Genomic DNA, 17,924 nt, shown 5'->3' with positions numbered 1-17,924 from the left:
GGCTCACTCCGGGCTCGCGGCAGACGGACGTCGGCCATGCCAGGGAAGTCTTGCAACTGCTGTTCCCAACCCTGGCGCCGGAGAAAATCGAACGGGTGATCGCGGGGGTTCGCCCGCAGCAACTGCGCACCACCCTGAACAACCTGACCCTGGAAAAACAGCGTCTGCATGTGGAACTCGACACCTGGCGCAGAAGCCCCACCCGCCACCCCAAGGGCAGCGCCGAGGAACGCCGCGAGCGCAGCCGCCGCCGGCGCCTGGGCGAGGCCTTGAACCTGTGCTGGACCGACCGCTTCGCCGAGCATGTCGATGGCTGGGGCCACACTCAACGTGGCGCACGCCTGGATTTGAGCCACCAGCCGTTGCCCGAGACATTGCCCCCGCTGAATGCCAGCTTCGAACATGTGACCCATTTGACCCTGCAGGGCACGGGCTTCAGCCAGGCCCATGTCGACCTGCTCAGCCACTTCCCGACACTGCGCAGCCTGAACCTCAATGACAATACCCTCGCCCACCTGCCACCAACGCTGGGCCAGTTGCTGCAGTTGCACGAACTGGGGCTGAGCAACAATCAACTGGTACTCAGCGTGGCAGATGTGAGCACCTTGGGCTCCCTGCGTCGGCTGCAGGTGCTCAACCTGAGCAATAACCCGCTGGGCCTGGCGCCGAATGTCAGCCTGATGCGCGAGCTGCGCATCCTGGATCTGAGCCGCAGCCAGATCCGCGCCTGGCCCACCGGGGTGTTCCTGCACCCCAAGGACAGCGGCTTTGAGTTGAACCTCAGCGCCACACTGATTGACCACCTGCCTGAGGCGCCCCCCGGCTCCAGCGCAGCCGAACTGATCGCCCGCACCCGACTGGACCGACGCCGGTTGAGCGACCAGGATCGCCAGCGCTATGAACGCTACCGCCTGGCCGCCGGGCTGGACCCCAACCGCACCTATGACCCCCGCGGCGACGCCAGCTTCTGGCTGTCGGAAGCCGAAGGCCCTCGGCGCCTGCAGCAACAACAGGTATGGGACGCCGTGGAGCACGAACACGGCTCTCAAGGTTTTTTTGAAGTGATCAAATCGTTGGAAGCACCGGCGTTTTTTGAGGCTGAAGACGATGAGGTGCGCTACGCGCTCAATCGCTCGAACCTGACCGCCCAGGTGTGGCGCCTGTTGCACGCCACCCATGCCGACAGCCAGCTGCGCGAAGACTTGTTCAAGCTCAGCAGCTTCCCGGGTTTGTGCGCTGACGGCGGCGCGCAGATTTTCAATGAGATGGGCATCGAAGTGCTCGCCAGCGAAGCCCAGCGCTACAGCCTCAACGACGCCGAGCGCCAGGCGCGCCTGGTGACCCTGGCCAAAGGCACCGCCCGCTTGAAGCACCTGGGCGAAGTGATTCGCAGCGACATCCGCCAGCGCCTCAACCCGGTGGACCAGGGCGGCCTGGGCCAGCGCTTGCGCGCGCAGATGGTGGACGGCATACCCGGTGAGGTCGACGAGGTGGATATTTACCTGGCCTACCAGACCTCACTCGCCGAGCGCCTCGACCTGCCGTGGCTGGCTGACCACATGCTGTACCGCGAGACGGCCAACGTCAGCACGGTGCAGATCGAGCGAGCCTACGGGAGCGTGCTGGCCCTGGGAGACGGTGATGGCCTGGTCAACCAAATGCTGCTGGAGCCCTACTGGGAACACTACCTGCGTGACAGCCACCCGCGCGAAGACCTGCGCAACGAGCTGCGTTTTGACCAGCGTTTCTTCGCCCTTGAAGCGCTTCAGGAAAACCAGGCCAAATGGGCCCCCGGCCTGCCGGCGCAAGACCAGCAAACCCTGCGCGATACCGCCCGCGAGTTACTCGAAACCCTTGGCAAACCGCAGACCACCGTGGGCGACGAACCGATGCCCGACACCCTCTACGACCAACTGCTCAATGAGCTGGGCTACCAGCAAAAAGAATGGCTGCGCCAACTCACCCGCGAGGCGCTGGTGCGCCATGACGGTCGACGCAACCGCGAGCCGAACTCAGACGAAGCATAACCCCTGAAAAAAAACGGGGCCGGCAATCACCGCCGACCCCGGTTGAGGAAACCGACATTCGTCTTGGGCTCAAATGCTCGTCGGGTTACGGCACCCCCATCACCAGTACGCCGCTGCCGCTCACGGGACCGGCGGCAGGCAGAGAGCCCGGCCGCGAAACCAGCGCAAAGGTCACATCGTCGCCCCCGCTGCTGTTGGTAATGCGGGTCAGGAATGAGCCGTTCACGCGCACCGCTGACCCCGAATAAAGCATGGCCGTGCCCACATTCGGGTTGCTCATGGTCAACAGGTTGGCGTTGAACGAGGACGGGGTGCCTTTGTAAGTGATGGTGATCGGCGTGGTGATCCCGGGGTCCGGGCACGCGTAAGTGAGCCTGCGGTTGGTGCGAATGGAGGTGGTCAGCGGGTCGGTGCCGATTGCCCTCTGGTGAACGTCGTTGAAGTTGATCTCGATCGGGTTGTTATTGTTGATCGTGCAGGTGGAGGGGGAAATCGAGAAGTTGTTGGCGGCGGTGTACGTCAGAATGAGCCGCGTAGAGCGCGAATCGTAGTTGTTTGTCTGGTTCAGGCGTAACACGCCGAGCACATCCCCAACTCGAACGTCGATGGGGGTCACCGGGTTGTTGCGCAGCAGAATATAGGGCGTTACAGCGATTGGGACGCCCCTTCCGTTATTGGGTATGGTTGCGATCCGAACGTTAGACGGGACCGGCGTGTTATAGAACGTCCCGTTTATGCGTAAGCCGGTGCCAAGGCTGACGAACTTCGGACCGGGCGTCCAGGCGGGGCCGACTGCTGTCGAAGTAGACCAGTAATCCTGCAAACTGGGAGCGCCACCAAACTCCGTGAATTTGCACTCGATATTCGCCCCTTCCAGGAGGATACGGCTGGTGTCCGAGCCTACTCGGACCGTTACCGGCACTTGCAAGTTGAAGGCCCCGCCAGGGTTGACCGTTTGCCACGGCCCGCCGTTTACGCGGCAGTCGGCGGCTTTTACAGTCGTCGCAGCGCCCATCAGGGCGAGAAGCGCAATGGCTCCATATAGTCGTTTCATAGTGATCTCTTAGGGATAATCCAGGGTAAACACAGAGGTCACCCGGTAAGCGCCATGCCCGATGGTCTGATCCCGCAGGGCATCCGGCTCACCCTGCACATAGGCTTTGAGCTCGATGACATTGTTGCCAGGGGTCAATATCTGCTCGTCGCCGACTTTATTCACGGGCACCGGCTTATCGCTCAGCGTCTCCAGCCCGAGCCCGATGCCTGAAGCGCCACTGCCGCCATCCAGCGCGAACAAGCCGGGCAGCATGCGGTTTTCTACGCCGCCGAAGAGGATGGTCACCGAGTCGCTGATCGTGGTGTTGCAATCATCCAGATGCAGCGTGAAGCGTTTACCCACTGAGCGCGTGTTGATGTAGAGGTGCTTGCTGGTGAGGTCCCAGAGTTCCACCGTCAGAGCCTCGTCGCCGGGGCGGATATCGCAGGCCTGTTCCACCAGGTTGCCCTTGAACCTCAGGTTGTCCACCGCCTGCGCGGGAGGGACCAGGCTGAACATCAGCAGCAAGGCCAGCCCGGCACTTGACCACCCCTTGTGAACCGTTAGATGTCGCATAACCTCGCCTCCTACTCGTATTCGGCCAACAGCGTGGCCACCGCCGTGAACCTGGCGGCGGTCAGAATCGCGCCGGGGCGTTTGACGGGGACCACTTCCAGGGTCGGCGGTGACGCCAGCGTGATGTCCAGTGGCGTGTTGAGGCGAAACGGCAGGTTATTCTGGTAAAGCCGAATACCCAGATCAGGCGCGGTGGTCTGCACCGCCGCGTTATCAAATGTCGTCTCGGGCCCCTTGACGCTCAACTTCAGCAGCCACGGCAGCGTGGAGGCGCCGCACCGGATGGTGTAGCCGACGCTTTTGCGGTACTTCACCCCATCGACGCGCTTTGTGCCGACATCGCCAAAATCGACCTCAATCGTGCTGCCGGAGTCAATCGTGCAGGGCGGGGGTTCGTTCAGCGTGCCGCTGAACGTCAGGTTGGCCGACGCACCACTGCACAGGCCGATGGAACACAAGGCGAGTAATGCTCGCTGCGGCCAACATGTCATTGATCGTTCCTCTTCATTCGCGCTCGTCATTGGTACTCGACCACCAAGGTGGCGGCGGCATTGAAGGCGCCGCCCGTCAGCGTGCTGCCCGCGCGCTTGACGGGCACCGCCTGCAACACAGGAAAGTTGGGGTGGGTAAACCTCACGAGCGAGTTCACCGGCCAGTCGGCCCCGTTGGCGAACAGCTTTACCCCCAGGTCCGGCTTACCGGTCAACAGCACACCGCTATCAAATGCGGCCCCGGAACCCTTGAGTTCCAGGGTCATCGCATTGCTGTACACCGGCGGATCGCACCGGATGGTGTAAGGCACATCGCGCCGGTAATTCACCCCGTCTATGCGTGACGTCAGCAGGTCGTTGCCAAAGGGCACGTTCAACGTCGTTCCGCTGTTGATGACACACGGCGGGGGCGCGATGATCACGGCGCGGATAGTCAGATTGGTGTCGGCCTGCACACCCTGGCTGGCCGCCCAGAGCAGGCTCCCTGCGATAAAAATGGCCCGAGAGCCGGTTAACCTAGCCATTGTTCTGCCCTCATTGATAATTGAGCCTGAAATCCACCACGGCCCGGAACGCCCCACTGGTCAACGGCGCAGCAGTGCGCGTGGGATGAACATTCCAGGTCTGCGTGTTGCCGCCCAAGGGTAAAAACAACGGTTGGCCGTTTGCGCCCAGCTGTACATCGCGCCCCTGGGCATCGGTCAACTGCAGCCCCATCCCCGTGATGCCTTGCACCTTGACCAGGCGCGGATCGTCGGCATCGGCGGGGGCGACAAACATGACCGACAGCACGGGTTGATGGGCGCTCCATGTCAGGTTCCCCGTACGCTCATTACGGATACTGCCGGCGGTGCGCTGGCAATCCTGGAAGCGCAGTTGAAACGGCACCGACATCGCCTGGTCGCCGGGGCGTCGCAGCTGGCTGGCCGACACGGCTCCCAGGTCAATGGTCTGATGCAGGGAGGTCATCTCCAGGCTGCAAGGCATTTCATGCATCGACCCGCGAATATGCAGCATCCCCACCATGCCCTCGACATCCTCGTCATCTGCGGCGTGCGCCTGCCCTGCCAAGGCGAGTACCAACCCGCCCAGGAACTTCACTGTGTGCAACTTCATGGCGTTCTCCGGCAGCAGGCACTACTGATTGGCCACAGTGGCTTGCGCATTCACGGTGCACGTCTCGCCACTGCAGGTGAAAGCCAGCATTGGGCGGCCACCGTAATCATTCACGTAGGACAGATAGGGCGTGGTCCCGAGTTCTTTGGCGGTGGGACCCAGGGTCTGGGTACCTTTGGGCGCGATCATCAGCGGCTCGAAACCGGCGATGGATTTACCGTCCTTGCTGCTGCGCGCATCCACCAGGGTCACGTAGTAAGGCGTCGGGTTATTCACCCGGTAACGGTCGCCTTCGCGGGTCAGGGTCAGTTTTTCCTGCCAGGGCTTGGACAGGTCCTGCTGGGACGGCGTAATGGCCTGCGGGCGGTAAAACAACTTGATGCGGGTTTGCAGGGCAATTTGCAGAGTGTTGGCCTTGTCGCTGCGCGGCGGAATTTCCCTCAAGTTGAAGTAGTAGACCGTCTCTCGATCCTGCGGCAGCGACTTGACTGCCGGCAGTGCCTGAACTTTCACCTGGCTCTGTTTGCCGGGCTCCAGGCGCTGAACCGGCGGCAGCACGATCAAGGGCGAGGTGATTTTTTTGCCGTCTTCATCCTCGATCCAACCCTGGGCCAAATACGGCAACTGGGTGTTGTTATTGGTGATGTTGACGCTGGTGGCGTCCTTGCCACCGTCAAAAATCACCCGGGTGCGGTCCAGGCCGACCGCAGCATTTACGCTGTGGCTCAGGCCCAGGACCAGTAGTGCAAAAGCCTGGCAGGTGAGGCGTATGTTGAGCTTCATGAGGCGGTGTTCTCCTTATCGTTACGCGTGTCGGTCAGCGACGCTGGCTCGGGCGCAGAGGGATCGGTGGCTACCGGCTGGCAGCTCAGTTGCAGGGCATCGGTCAAGCCGTCGGCGGGTAACGTGACAGGCAGCGTGAGGGTGCAACGCTCGGCGCCGCCCCAGCTGACGATCATCTGCTGGCCGGCCTGGATGCCGCTCAGGTAGACATCCCCGCCATCGTTCACAACGCCGGTGTCCTGCTGTTTCAGGTTTTTCACCGTGGCGCCGAAGGGCGGTGAGCTGCCATCGGGCAGGCGCAGCACGGCCATGGCTTTTTTGCCGGAAATCACTTCCAGCGATCGATAGCCGATAGCCCCTTCGGTGAGGGTCAATTGCGTCACGGATTGAGTGGATTCGACATCGACCGGCAACCTCTCCAGGTCAACACTGGCCGCCGTACGCTGGTAGCTGTTGATGTCGGCGATGACGGCCTTGCCGAAGGCGTTTGTGCGGGTGGGTGTGCCGTAGCCCCGCACGGGCACATCGGGCACCCCTCCGGTGTCGACCATCAGCCGGGTGCCGCCGGTGCTGTTGGTACGATGCAGCGCCCCGCCGTAAGGCGTGAGCGTGCCACCGCCGCGAACAGACGCACTCAGGGTTCGGTTGTTACCCGATAGCGTGCTGGCGCTGAGGTCGATGTCTGCCTGGTCACCGATGTGACTCAGGTAACCGCTGGCAGCGTTGTCACTGGCACTGAGCTGGTAGCTGTTGCGGTCATCGATGCGATCGCTGTAGCGCGTTGAGAAACTGTTATCGCCAGCCGCCCGATTGGCATCCATCGACAGAGTACCGGAGGGTCCCAACGGCAGGCTGACCGTCAGCGACAGTCCGTTATCCTTATATTGATACTCATGGGTGCGGTAAACATTCAGCGACAGGCTCATGTTCCTGACGGACCCGATATTAAAATAACGTGCCGCCGACAAGTTCCAACGCTGGGTATCCGGCCGATTCCAATAGGTTTGTTTGTTGTAGCTGGCGTAGACGGTGGCGCCCATATCACGGAAATGTTTGTTCACCGTGATCGTATACAGCGCCTTGTTGCCGCCGATCGGGTTCCAGTGCTCAACGTATTCACCGTCGCGGTCGTACACCCCGCGCCCGCCGAGTTCGTTGTTGAGCCCGTAATGCAGCGCGTCCAGGTACTGGCTCATACTCAAAAAGTTCTTCTCGGAAAAACGATAACCGGCGAACGTCACTTGGCTGTCGTACTGCTCGAAGTTCTTGGAGTATTGAAGGCGGTAGGATTTACCCGAGAGTGTCTCGTTCCAGAGGTTGGCGTGGGACTGCGTGACATCCACGGAGATAGCCCCGAACGCCAGCAGGTCTCGGCCGACCCCGGCAGACAGGGCACGGTAGTTGTTATCGGTAATCGCGCCGCCCAATAACGACCAGCCATTGCTGATCCCCCAGGAGAACTCGCCGGTACCGAAAAAGCTGCCGTCAGAGTGGTACTGAAGATTGGACGGTCGCCCGGCCGACAACTTGTAGCGAAGCTGCCCAGGCCGCGTCAGGTAAGGAACGCCCGCCGTATGCAGCTGGAACTTCTGGACTGAACCGTCCTGCTCTTCCACCCGCACATCCAGCATGCCGGACACGGCGTCATTAAGATCCTGGATGCGGAACGGACCGGCCGCGACCAAGGTTTCATAGAGCACGCGCCCCTGCTGGCTGACGATGACTTTGGCATTGGTCTTGGCAACGCCTACCACTTCCGGTGCATAACCGCGCAAGTTGGGCGGCAGCTGGCTTTCATCCGATTTGAGCGCAGCGCCGGTAAAGCGAAAGCTGTCGAACAAGTCCGAATAGAGGTAGTCCTCGCCCACCACCATGCGCGCTTTCAACGCGGGAATAGCCCGGTAAGCGTAGTAACGACTCCACTCCAGCTTTTGCCGGTTGGCCCCCGCTTCGCGGTCTTTCTCGACACGCCCCTGCCAGTCAGCCCTCAGGCGCCAGGCTCCGGCGTTGGCCCCGAGCGTTCCGTTACCGCTGAGGTCATTGCGGGTTCCGTCCTTACTGCGGTAGTTGGACTGCGCGGTCATGTTGTAGTCCACCAACAACCCCGGCACCCCCTCATCCCAACGCGACGGTGGGTCCCAATTGATGGCGCTGTATTCCAGATAGGCCTGGGGAAGGCTGATGTTCAGCGTGGAGGTAGCCAGATCGGCACTCACCTCCATACCGGGCAAGCCTTGAGGGTCCAGGCACTGCCCGCCTTTCCACCAGGTGAGTTTGGACGCCTCGGCTGCTTTGAGACCCAACTGTTCCACAAGCTCCGGCGATAAACAGGCCTGGCTTCCCTTGGGATCATTATCGGGCGCATAGAACGCCACAGCGTACTCGGCAATAGGCTGAGTATTGATCTGGACCACCATTGAATAGTTGCCAGGCAAAATAAAGCCACTGCGCGCAAACCGAGACAAATCAATATTAGTGCGATCACTCAGGTCAAGAACGTCGGTATTAAACTCAATATCCCCGGCGCCCATTGCAGTTCCTGCCAGTGATATCAACCCGCCGAATAAGCCGGGGCGGATCGTATATAGGACTTTCGACGCATTCCACATGCAAGCAACCCATCACTATTCAAAAGTATTCCAACTTGAACCGCACTGCGGCTCGGTGAGCTCCCGCCAACATCGGCACTCCATTGCCGACCAAGCGAAGCGTGTAATGAAGTGTCATGTCACCATTGACCACCGGGACCAGCGACATCGGGTGGCCCGGTACACACGACTCGCCCCGTGCATCCTCGATATAAAAAGCAACCCCCTGGGAATCGCCAAAGGCTGCAAAAGAGCGCCCGTCCATGTCGGTCGGCCCGTCAAATGTCACGCGCAGATGCTCCCAATCAGGCAGCGTTACGCCGGGGCGCAGCGGGTCGGGACGCGTCACCGAGCAATTGACCAGGCGCAACTCGAAGGGCTGCACTTGGCCTTGCCCGTCTCGTAGCAGCCGGCCGATGGGCTCGGGAGCCATCTCAATGGTTTGATCGACAGTGGCAGCTTCCAGCCCGCAGGCCGAGTCAATGACTTGTCCTCCCATTGTCACGACCCCATCACCTTGCCCAGCCGCCTGAGCGACAGCACAAGGGCTGATGAACATCGTCAATGAAGAGGCGATAGCGAGACTTATGAATGTTTTCACCTGTACCTCCCGCCAGTTCTCCCCCGCCACTGGGCGTGGCGGGGGAAAAACTTACTGATAAGCCAAGGTGAAGTTGGTAACTGCGCTGAACTCACCAGGCACGATGTCGCCCGTGGCCTGACCTTGTACGAAGGCGCCGAACTCCAGCGTGTTATTACCGGCAACGATGGCTTGCGGGTTGGTCGGAACGCCCAGTTGCACCGGACGGCCACCGTGGGTCATCATGATGCCGATGCCGCCCGCGCCACCGACGGTGCCAATCCCGCCAGGTACCACGGTCGACGGTGCGCCGGTGAAGGTGGTGGTCACCGTGTTATCGGTGAGGCCGGACAGATCGCAGCCTTCCAGCTCGATCAGCACGCGGCGTGCTTCGGACTTGCCGCCCGCTTGCAGTTGATGCTTGGCGATCGCGCCAAGGCGAACGGTCTGGTCGACGGATTCAGGCTTGATAGAGCAGGCGCCCGAGTGGACCGATCCCAAAAACGTAACCGTTCCATCCGCCGCTTGAGCAACGGACATCGAACCGGCCAACAGCCCGAGAGTAAACAGCGCAGTTTTCACTTTAGTTTTCATTCGCAGACGCTCACGTATATTAAAAATCACAACAAACCCTGACCGCGGTCGTGCGGTGGACTTGTTAAACAAGCGATCAAGTGGCCCGCTGAACAGCGCTGGAAACTCTTTATGTTTTCCAACTAATTGCATTGCTGTTCGGCGAATCATCTGAGGCCGGGCAATTATCCATTGCGATCTTCAACACGAAAGCCGTCCGATTCCCTTAGTTACGTAGCCCTGTTACACCAAGATACATAGGAAAATTATGGCACTTTGCCAAAACTTTAAAAGTTGCTGTAAGAAGAGGACTACACGCCAACAAATGAGAACTATTTATAACCGGAAGTTCCCGTAAGAATAGGATTACATACGTTAAAAAACAACCGTATTTACTTGGGCAACACCCACTAAGCCATTGGAAAATATGTCGAGGCGGTTCGCAGAAAAAGGTGAGATGAAGCGTTTCCGACGTGGGCGACCGTTCGTCCGGTCAGGTTGCCCGGCATTAAGATATATCTTACGTTGTATCTAAACCAATCGAGAGCACCTAGAAATGAGAGACCATCATTCCCACCGTGACCACGGTGACGACCGCGACGGCTTCGAAAAACGCCCAGGCCCAGGGGGGCGCGGTGGTCGTGGCCCACGGGTGTTTGCCCCAGGCGACCTGAAATTGCTGCTGCCGGCGCTGATCGCCGAACAGCCGTGCCACGGCTACGACCTGATCCGCCGGATCGAAGCGCTGTTCGACGGTGCCTACAGCCCCAGTCCGGGCGTGATCTACCCCACGCTGACCTTTCTGGAAGAAAGCGAATTGATCACCGGCGACGCCGAGGGCGGAAAAAAACGCTACACAATCACCGACGCCGGTCGTCTCTTCTTAGGCGAGCAAGCGGTGGCCCTAGAGGGCATTCGCCTGCGTATCGACGTGAGCAAGCGTTCGCTGCGCGGCCATGACCGCCCGCCGGAAATCCACGAGGCGGTGCACAACCTGCGCCATGCCTTGCATTCGCACCACGGGCGTTGGAGCCCGGAAGAAATCCAGCGTGTCGCCGCACTGCTCAACAGCACCGCCCAAGCCATTGCCGACGGGAAAGCCCAATGAATACGCAAGCCATCCATCGCGTGACCCACGAAATCAAACGCCGCCGCCTGGACGTCCTGCGCGTGGTCGACATCACCCCGCACATGCGCCGCATCACCCTGGGCGGGCCGGAGCTGGCGGGGTTTATCAGCCTGGGCAGTGACGATCACATCAAGCTGTTGTTCCCGCAGAACGCCGCCGAACAAGCCGCATTGGAAAGCCCGACATTCAGCATCAAAGGCGACGGCCCGCAACCGGCCATGCGTGACTACACGCCCCGACGCTATGACCTGGACATCGGCGAGCTGGACATCGACTTCGTGCTGCACGGCGATGGCCCCGCTTCCACCTGGGCCGACCAGGCCAAAGTCGGCCAGCACCTGTATATCGGCGGGCCACGCGGCTCGATGATCGTGCCGGATATCTTCGACAGCTACCTGCTGATCGGCGACGAAACCGCACTGCCGGCCATCGGCCGACGCCTGGAAGAACTGCCTGCCGGGCGCAAGGTGTTGGCGGTAATCGAGATCGAAAATGCCGCGGAGCAGCAGGCGCTGCAGAGTGCGGCCGAGGTCGAGGTGATCTGGGTGCTGCGCGGCCAGGACGACCTGCTCGAAACGGTGCGCAACCTGAGCCTGCCGGGCGGCAAGTTGTACAGTTTTGTCGCCACCGAAACCAAAGTGTCACGCCAGTTGCGGCGCGTGTTGCTGGACCATCACAAGGTCAATGAAGAGTTCCTCAAAGCCGTCGGTTACTGGCGCGCCGAAGGCAGCGAAGACGAGTGAATCAGGCGCGGGGCTTGATGATTTTATCCAGCCCCAGCACCGCCAACGCAATCAGCACAAACCCCGCCAGAATCCCCCCCGCATTTACAAACACCTGTGGATAACCCAGGGTACTGACATCGATAAACGGGTACTGATACTGCCCGAGCAAATCCCCGCGCAGCAGCGCATAGGCGAAGTACACCAGCGGGTAGATCACCCACAGGCCAATGTGTTTGAAACGCAAATGGCCCTTGGGCACATACCACCACCAGTACAAGGCAAACAGCGCCGGCATCACGTCGTGGAGCAATTCGTCGGCGATAAACTGGAAGCCCTCCGGCTGCCACAAATGCCGCAGCAACAGGCTGTAGGCCAGGCCCACCACCACGATGCTCACCGCGATACCACTGCTGACACTCGGCGCCAGGAAAAACCGCTTGGCTGCTGACTCACGACTTATCCAAGCGTAGCTCAACACCACCACCGCCAGGGTGTTGGTCAGCACCGTGAAGAAACTGAAGAAGTTGATCAACCCGCCCAACAGGCTCGCACCGGTTTCCCAGCGCGAATAGAAAATCAAGTATTGCTGAATCACCAACCCCACCCAACCGGCCAGCGCCGCTGCCGCTGCATACCGCTTCATGGGTTCAATCCAACGGGCGTTTGGTGCGCATCAGCTTCACGTACAACCCTTCGACCTTCTCCCGCGCCCAAGGAGTTTTACGCAGGAACGTGAGGCTCGACTTGATGCTCGGGTCGCTCTTGAAGCAGCGCACATCAATGCGTTCGGCCAGGCCTTCCCATTCGTAATGTTCCACCAGGGTGGTGAGGACGTGCTGCAGGGTCACGCCGTGCAGCGGGTCGTTACTTGTCGCGGTCATGCCGGGCCTTTTGCAGTAAGAGGAAATACAGCCGCGCACCTTAGCCGACGGGGCTGAACGGTGGAAGCACTGCATTGAATATAGCCCCTTGGGTAAAGTTCCCCTTTTCGGCGAAAAAAGAGATGTTATATTATAACCACAACAACCCAGATAACCTGATCACGCCTTCTCTCTTTGCCGTTTTTCCAAGGAATGTCCGATGTCCCCGTCCTCTCTGTGGCGCTTGACCCCGCTCGCCGCCGCCCTGCTGATCTGCTCTCAAGCCCACGCCCTCGAACTGCAGCCGCAAGTCATCACCGGCAACCCGCTGGGCAGTGAGCAACTCGCCTCGCCCACCACCGTGCTTGAAGGCGATGACCTGACCCTGCAACAAAAAGGCAGCCTGGGTGAAACCTTGAACAAGCAGCCAGGCGTGTCGTCTTCGTACTTCGGCCCTGGCGCCAGCCGGCCGATCATTCGTGGCCAGGATGGCGACCGCATCCGCATCCTGCGCAATGGCGTGGGTGCGCTGGATGCGTCGTCGCTGTCCTACGACCATGCCGTGCCGCTGGACCCGGTCAACGTCGACCGCATTGAAATCGTGCGCGGCCCCGCCGCCTTGCTGTATGGCGGCAGCGCGATTGGTGGCGTGGTCAACACCTTCGACAACCGCATTCCCACCGAAGCCATCGAAGGCATCCACGGCGCCGGTGAACTGCGCTACGGCGGCGCCGACACCACGCGCAGCAGCGCCGGCAAACTGGAAGCCGGCAACGGCACGTTCGCCTTGCACCTGGATGCGAACGCGCGAGAATTCAACGACCTGAAAATCCCCGGCCAGGCGCGCAGCCGCCACGCCCCGGAAACCGACGACGCACCGGGCAAGAATGGGCGCCTGGGTAACAGCGACGGGCGCCAGGACGGCGGCGCGGTGGGCGGCTCCTACACCTGGGACGATGGTTACGCCGGGCTCTCCTACAGCAACTACGACGCCAACTACGGCTCCCCCGCCGAGCAGGACGTGCGCATCCGCATGCAGCAGGAGCACTATGCGTTTGCGTCCGAAATCCGCAACCTGCAGGGCCCGTTTACGTCGGTAAAAGTCGACGCGGGCTACACCGATTACGAACACCGCGAGATCGAAGGCGGCGAAACCGGTACTGTTTTCAAGAACAAGGGTTACGAAGCGCGGGTTGAAGCGCGCCACCAGCCGATCGGCCCGTTTGACGGGGTGGTCGGCGCCCAGGTGACCCGCAACGAATTCTCGGCCCTGGGCGAAGAAGCCTTCGTGCCACAGACCGACACCAACGCCGGCGCACTGTTTATCCTCGAAGAAATGCAGGCCACCGAGCGTCTGAAACTCAGCCTCGGCGGGCGCCTGGAACACACCAGCGTCGACCCCGACGCCAAGGGCAACGCGCGCTTTACCAGCGCCGACAAACGCAATGACTTCACCGCCGGCAGCCTGTCGTCGGGCGCGGTGTACAGCCTTACGCCCGTCTGGTCGCTGGCCGCGACCCTGGGCTACACCGAACGCGCACCGACCTTCTACGAGCTGTACGCCAACGGCGCCCACGTCGCTACCGGCACCTTTGAACTGGGCAACGCCAACCTGAAAAAAGAAAAAGCCCTCTCCAGCGACCTGGCCCTGCGCTTTGACAATGGCACCCACAAGGGCAGCTTTGGCGTGTTCTACAGCCACTTCTCCAATTACATCGGCTTGCTGGGCAGCGGTCGCACGTTGAATGACGAAGGCGAAGAAGACGCGGGCGGCATCCCCGAGTATGAATACTCAGGCGTGCGTGCACGTTTCGCAGGCTTTGAAGCCCAGGATCACTGGAAACTGGGCGAAGGCGCCTACGGCAAGTTCGCCCTGGAGCTGTCGGGCGACTACACCCGCGCGACCAACCTTGACACCGGCGAAGCCTTGCCACGCATTGCGCCACTGCGCCTGAACAGTGGCTTGCTGTGGGAACTCGACCGCTGGCAGGCACGCATCGACGTCGAGCACGCCGCCGGCCAGGGGCGTGTGCCGGATAACGAGAGCGGCACCGATGGCTACACCACCCTGGGCGCCAGCGCCGGTTACCGCTTCAACGTGGGCGGCAGTCAGTGGCTGGCGTTCGTGAATGGTGAAAACCTGACCAACCAGACGGTGCGCTACGCCAGCTCGATCCTGCGCGACATCGCCCCGGCGCCGGGCAGAAGCGTGCAGGTCGGCGTGCGCACTACTTTCTAGCCTGTGGCCACAGGCTTTCTGTGTCAGATGACTGCCTGTGGCCTTGATAGGGCGGCTTTGCCGCCCAACGCAGGGCAAGCCTGCTCACCCCGGTAGACCTACTTCCCACCACAATCGGGGCAGCGACGTTCTGTCACTGTTACCAGATCTGAAATGATGCATCTCTCGATTTGTTCTTTCTCAAAACGAGCAGGCACATTATCCTTGCCGCAACAAACTGAAACGTCTCATGTCCGCGGTCGACCCCATCTTGTTGAATTCCCCCTTTTTCCAAGACAGCGCTGTCTTACACCGACCTGCGCCTGAAGGTAAATCGTCCGACTGCGGATAGCCCTCGCGTCCTACAGAAAAACCGAATTAACGCTGAACCAAGCCCGCGCCGAATCGTCATCTACAGTGAAGCACGGGGTTACAAAATTCCTACGTCACGGAGAAACACACTATGAGCACTGATGGGGCTTCAAGCCCAAGCCGCCTGCTGCCCAGGCTGCTGGGGATCTTGCTGCTGATCATGGGCCTGGCCTTGCTGGCCGGTGGCATCAAGCTGAGCATGCTCGGCGGGTCGCTGTACTACCTGCTGGCCGGTATCGGCATCACCCTGACCGGCATCTTGCTGCTGGCCACTCGCCGCGCCGCGCTGGGCCTGTACGCATTGGTGCTGTTCGCCAGTACCGTATGGGCACTGTGGGAAGTCGGCCTGGACTGGTGGCAGTTGGTGCCGCGCCTGGCACTGTTGTTCGCCCTGGGCATCGTCATGCTGCTCCCGTGGTTTCGCCGTCCGTTGCTGCGTGGCCAGCCCGCCCCGCTGGGCACTGGCGCGCTGAGCGTAGCCGTGGTGCTGGCCGGTGCTGCCGCCGTTGCCAGCCAATTCACCAACCCGGGCGAGATCAAAGGCCAACTGGACCGCGACGCGGTACCGGGCATGGCCAGTGCTGCGCCTGCCCAGGCCGATGGCGACTGGAACTCCTACGGCCGCTCGGCGCACGGTGATCGTTACTCGCCACTGGCGCAGATCACCCCGGAAAACGCCCACAAGCTGGTGCCGGCGTGGACCTTCCGTACCGGCGACATTCCGGGTGCTGGCGACCCAGGTGAAACCACCGCGGAAAACACCCCGCTGAAAGTCAACGGCATGCTCTACGTGTGCACGCCGCACAGCCAGGTGATCGCGCTGGACCCGGACACCGGCAAGGAAATCTGGCGTTTCGACCCGAAGATCACCACCCAGGGTGCTGAAAGCTTCAAGGGTTGGGCACACATGACCTGCCGTGGCGTGTCGTACCACGATGACGCCGCCTACGCTTCCGAGCAAAGCCCGACCGGCAGCGCCAGCCCGGCTGCCGCGCCGAATGCCTGCCCGAAACGCATTTTTGTACCGACCGCCGATACCCGCCTGATCGCCCTGAACGCCGACACCGGCAAGATGTGTGAAGACTTCGGCGACAAAGGCCAGATCGACCTGCGTGCCAACATCGGCACCTTCGCCCCAGGCGGTTACTACTCCACTTCGCCACCGGCCGTTACCAAAAACCTGGTCGTGATTGGCGGTCATGTGACCGACAACGTTTCCACCGACGAGCCTAGCGGCGTGATCCGCGCGTTCGACGTGCACACCGGCAAGCTGGTGTGGAACTGGGACAGCGGCAACCCGGACGACACCACCCCGTTGGCCGAAGGCAAGACCTACACCCGCAACTCGCCGAACATGTGGTCCATGTTCGCCGTGGATGAAAAACTCGGCATGCTCTACCTGCCGATGGGCAACCAGATGCCCGACCAATACGGCGGCGACCGTACCGAAGATTCGGAAAAATACAGCGCCGGCCTGACCGCCCTGGACATCGACAGCGGCCACGTGAAGTGGACCTTCCAGTTCACCCACCATGACCTGTGGGACATGGACGTGGGCGGCCAGCCGTCGCTGATCGACATCAAGACCGAAGCGGGCGTGAAGCAGGCGGTGATGGCGTCGACCAAGCAAGGCAGCATCTACGTGCTCGACCGCGCAACCGGCCAGCCGGTGGTGCCGATCCACGAAGTGCCAGTGCCACAAGGCGCGGTAGCAGGCGATCACACGGCCCCAACCCAGCCGAAGTCGGACTTGAACTTCATGCCACCGCCGCTCAAAGAGCGTGACATGTGGGGCGTGACGCCGTTCGACCAGATGCTGTGCCGCATCGATTTCAAATCGATGCGCTACGACGGTCCGTTCACCCCGCCATCGCTGCAAGGCTCGATCGTTTACCCAGGTAACTTCGGCGTGTTCGACTGGGGTGGCATTTCCGTCGACCCGGTACGCCAGATCGCCTTTGTGAACCCGAGCTACATGGCGTTCAAGTCCAAGCTGATCCCGGCGGCCGACATCGCCAAGCAAGGCCCGCGCGTCAGCGAAACCGAAGGCGTGCAGCCAAACAAAGGCGCACCGTACGGTGTGATCCTCGAAGCCATGCTGTCGCCAATGGGCCTGCCGTGCCAGGCACCGGCGTGGGGTTATGTGGCCGCGGTCGACCTGACCAACCACAAAACCATCTGGATGCACAAAAACGGCACCGTGCGCGACAGCTCGCCGGTTCCGATCCCGCTGACCATGGGCGTGCCTAGCCTGGGCGGTACGTTCACCACCGCCGGTGGCGTGTCCTTCCTCAGCGGTACGCTCGACCAGTACCTGCGTGCCTACGACGTGAAAAACGGCAAGCAGTTGTGGGAAGGTCGTCTGCCCGCAGGCGCTCAGACTACGCCGATGACCTATACCGGCAAGGACGGCAAGCAGTATGTGCTGGTCATGGCTGGCGGTCATGGTTCCCTGGGCACCAAGCAGGGTGACTATGTGATGGCGTTTAAACTGCCGGATTAAGATTTACTGGTGGTAAGAGAAAAGCGGTTGCCCTTTGCGGGGAGCCGCTTTTTTTGTGTCTGGTGGGGGGGTGTATATCCGTTATTTGGGTGATGGCGGGTATTGGTTTCGCCCTTACGGCGAGTCACTTTTGAAAGGAGCCCAAAAGTGACCCGCTGTAAGAGCGGAACCATACGAAGCCGTTACCGCAGCAACGGATATACCCACAAAAGCTCCAACAGCGGGACTGTCAGTTTTTTTGTGTGCGGGCCGGTAACGGCCTGCCCTGAGGCAGGCCGTGCTTTTACCAGGTTGGCCTGATAAATCGATCTCCGTACAGAATCGCAAATTGATTCATCGCACTTTTC

16 protein-coding genes are annotated in these 17,924 nt (G+C 61.0%); 5 read left to right on the top strand and 11 right to left on the bottom strand.

Annotation, left to right across the window (positions count from 1 at the left end; genetic code table 11):
• Positions 1–2,027: NEL-type E3 ubiquitin ligase domain-containing protein (locus tag WBR57_RS28160; protein WP_424088525.1), on the top strand; the 2,027-nt coding region annotated here is incomplete at its 5' end.
• Positions 2,028–2,112: 85 nt separating this feature from the next.
• Here WBR57_RS28160 and WBR57_RS28155 read toward each other — a convergent pair.
• The 9 genes from WBR57_RS28155 to WBR57_RS28115 are packed head-to-tail and all read right to left on the bottom strand — an operon-like array spanning position 2,113 to position 9,791.
• Positions 2,113–3,081, bottom strand: a complete 969-nt coding sequence (locus tag WBR57_RS28155) for a fimbrial protein (protein WP_424088523.1) — start codon at positions 3,079–3,081, stop codon at positions 2,113–2,115.
• 9 nt (positions 3,082–3,090) lie between these two features.
• Positions 3,091–3,639 carry a fimbrial protein gene (locus tag WBR57_RS28150; RefSeq protein ID WP_424088521.1) on the bottom strand — a complete coding sequence of 183 codons (549 nt, stop codon included), beginning with the start codon at positions 3,637–3,639 and terminating at the stop codon, positions 3,091–3,093.
• Positions 3,640–3,650: 11 nt separating this feature from the next.
• Positions 3,651–4,130 (bottom strand): fimbrial protein, encoded by a 480-nt coding sequence (locus tag WBR57_RS28145; protein WP_424088520.1) that lies wholly within the window; start codon positions 4,128–4,130, stop codon positions 3,651–3,653.
• A gap of 26 nt (positions 4,131–4,156) precedes the next feature.
• Entirely contained in the window at positions 4,157–4,654 is a 498-nt protein-coding gene (locus WBR57_RS28140) for a fimbrial protein (protein WP_424088518.1), read from the bottom strand.
• Between the two features lie 10 nt (positions 4,655–4,664).
• The gene (locus tag WBR57_RS28135; protein ID WP_424088516.1) at positions 4,665–5,246 is read right to left on the bottom strand and encodes a fimbrial protein; all 582 of its coding nucleotides are present in this window, start codon (positions 5,244–5,246) and stop codon (positions 4,665–4,667) included.
• Between the two features lie 21 nt (positions 5,247–5,267).
• Positions 5,268–6,029 carry a fimbria/pilus periplasmic chaperone gene (locus tag WBR57_RS28130; RefSeq protein ID WP_424088514.1) on the bottom strand — a complete coding sequence of 254 codons (762 nt, stop codon included), beginning with the start codon at positions 6,027–6,029 and terminating at the stop codon, positions 5,268–5,270.
• Entirely contained in the window at positions 6,026–8,638 is a 2,613-nt protein-coding gene (locus tag WBR57_RS28125) for an outer membrane usher protein (protein WP_424088512.1), read from the bottom strand. Before WBR57_RS28125 ends, WBR57_RS28130 begins: the two co-directional genes overlap by 4 nt.
• 19 nt (positions 8,639–8,657) lie before the next feature.
• Positions 8,658–9,218: a fimbrial protein gene (locus WBR57_RS28120; protein WP_424088510.1), complete on the bottom strand. Its 561-nt coding sequence runs from the start codon at positions 9,216–9,218 to the stop codon at positions 8,658–8,660.
• Positions 9,219–9,269: 51 nt separating this feature from the next.
• Positions 9,270–9,791 carry a fimbrial protein gene (locus WBR57_RS28115; RefSeq protein WP_424088508.1) on the bottom strand — a complete coding sequence of 174 codons (522 nt, stop codon included), beginning with the start codon at positions 9,789–9,791 and terminating at the stop codon, positions 9,270–9,272.
• A gap of 535 nt (positions 9,792–10,326) precedes the next feature.
• On the opposite strand from WBR57_RS28115, the gene WBR57_RS28110 reads away from it, so the two are divergent.
• Together WBR57_RS28110 and WBR57_RS28105 are read left to right on the top strand one after the other, a co-directional pair.
• Positions 10,327–10,878, top strand: coding sequence for a PadR family transcriptional regulator (locus WBR57_RS28110; RefSeq protein WP_424088506.1), 552 nt, complete (start codon positions 10,327–10,329; stop codon positions 10,876–10,878).
• Positions 10,875–11,642, top strand: coding sequence for a siderophore-interacting protein (locus tag WBR57_RS28105; protein WP_424088504.1), 768 nt, complete (start codon positions 10,875–10,877; stop codon positions 11,640–11,642). The genes WBR57_RS28110 and WBR57_RS28105 overlap by 4 nt, the downstream gene beginning before the upstream one ends.
• A 1-nt stretch (position 11,643) precedes the next feature.
• Here the strand turns inward: WBR57_RS28105 and WBR57_RS28100 are convergent, their stop codons facing one another.
• Positions 11,644–12,267 carry a Pr6Pr family membrane protein gene (locus WBR57_RS28100; RefSeq protein WP_424088502.1) on the bottom strand — a complete coding sequence of 208 codons (624 nt, stop codon included), beginning with the start codon at positions 12,265–12,267 and terminating at the stop codon, positions 11,644–11,646.
• Between the two features lie 4 nt (positions 12,268–12,271).
• Complete coding sequence (locus WBR57_RS28095; RefSeq protein ID WP_016977534.1) at positions 12,272–12,505, bottom strand: VF530 family DNA-binding protein; 234 nt, start codon at positions 12,503–12,505, stop codon at positions 12,272–12,274.
• A 199-nt stretch (positions 12,506–12,704) separates the two neighbouring features.
• Between WBR57_RS28095 and WBR57_RS28090 the strand changes: the two genes are divergently transcribed.
• Both WBR57_RS28090 and WBR57_RS28085 read left to right on the top strand, forming a co-directional pair.
• On the top strand, positions 12,705–14,723 hold the full coding sequence (locus tag WBR57_RS28090; RefSeq protein WP_424088499.1) for a TonB-dependent receptor: 2,019 nt from the start codon (positions 12,705–12,707) through the stop codon (positions 14,721–14,723).
• Positions 14,724–15,165: 442 nt separating this feature from the next.
• Positions 15,166–17,577, top strand: a complete 2,412-nt coding sequence (locus WBR57_RS28085) for a glucose/quinate/shikimate family membrane-bound PQQ-dependent dehydrogenase (RefSeq protein ID WP_424088497.1) — start codon at positions 15,166–15,168, stop codon at positions 17,575–17,577.
• Positions 17,578–17,924 lie beyond the last annotated feature (347 nt).

This window comes from Pseudomonas sp., from assembly GCF_049590575.1.
GTDB lineage: Bacteria > Pseudomonadota > Gammaproteobacteria > Pseudomonadales > Pseudomonadaceae > Aquipseudomonas.
This window is presented reverse-complemented; position numbering and strand designations above follow the sequence as displayed.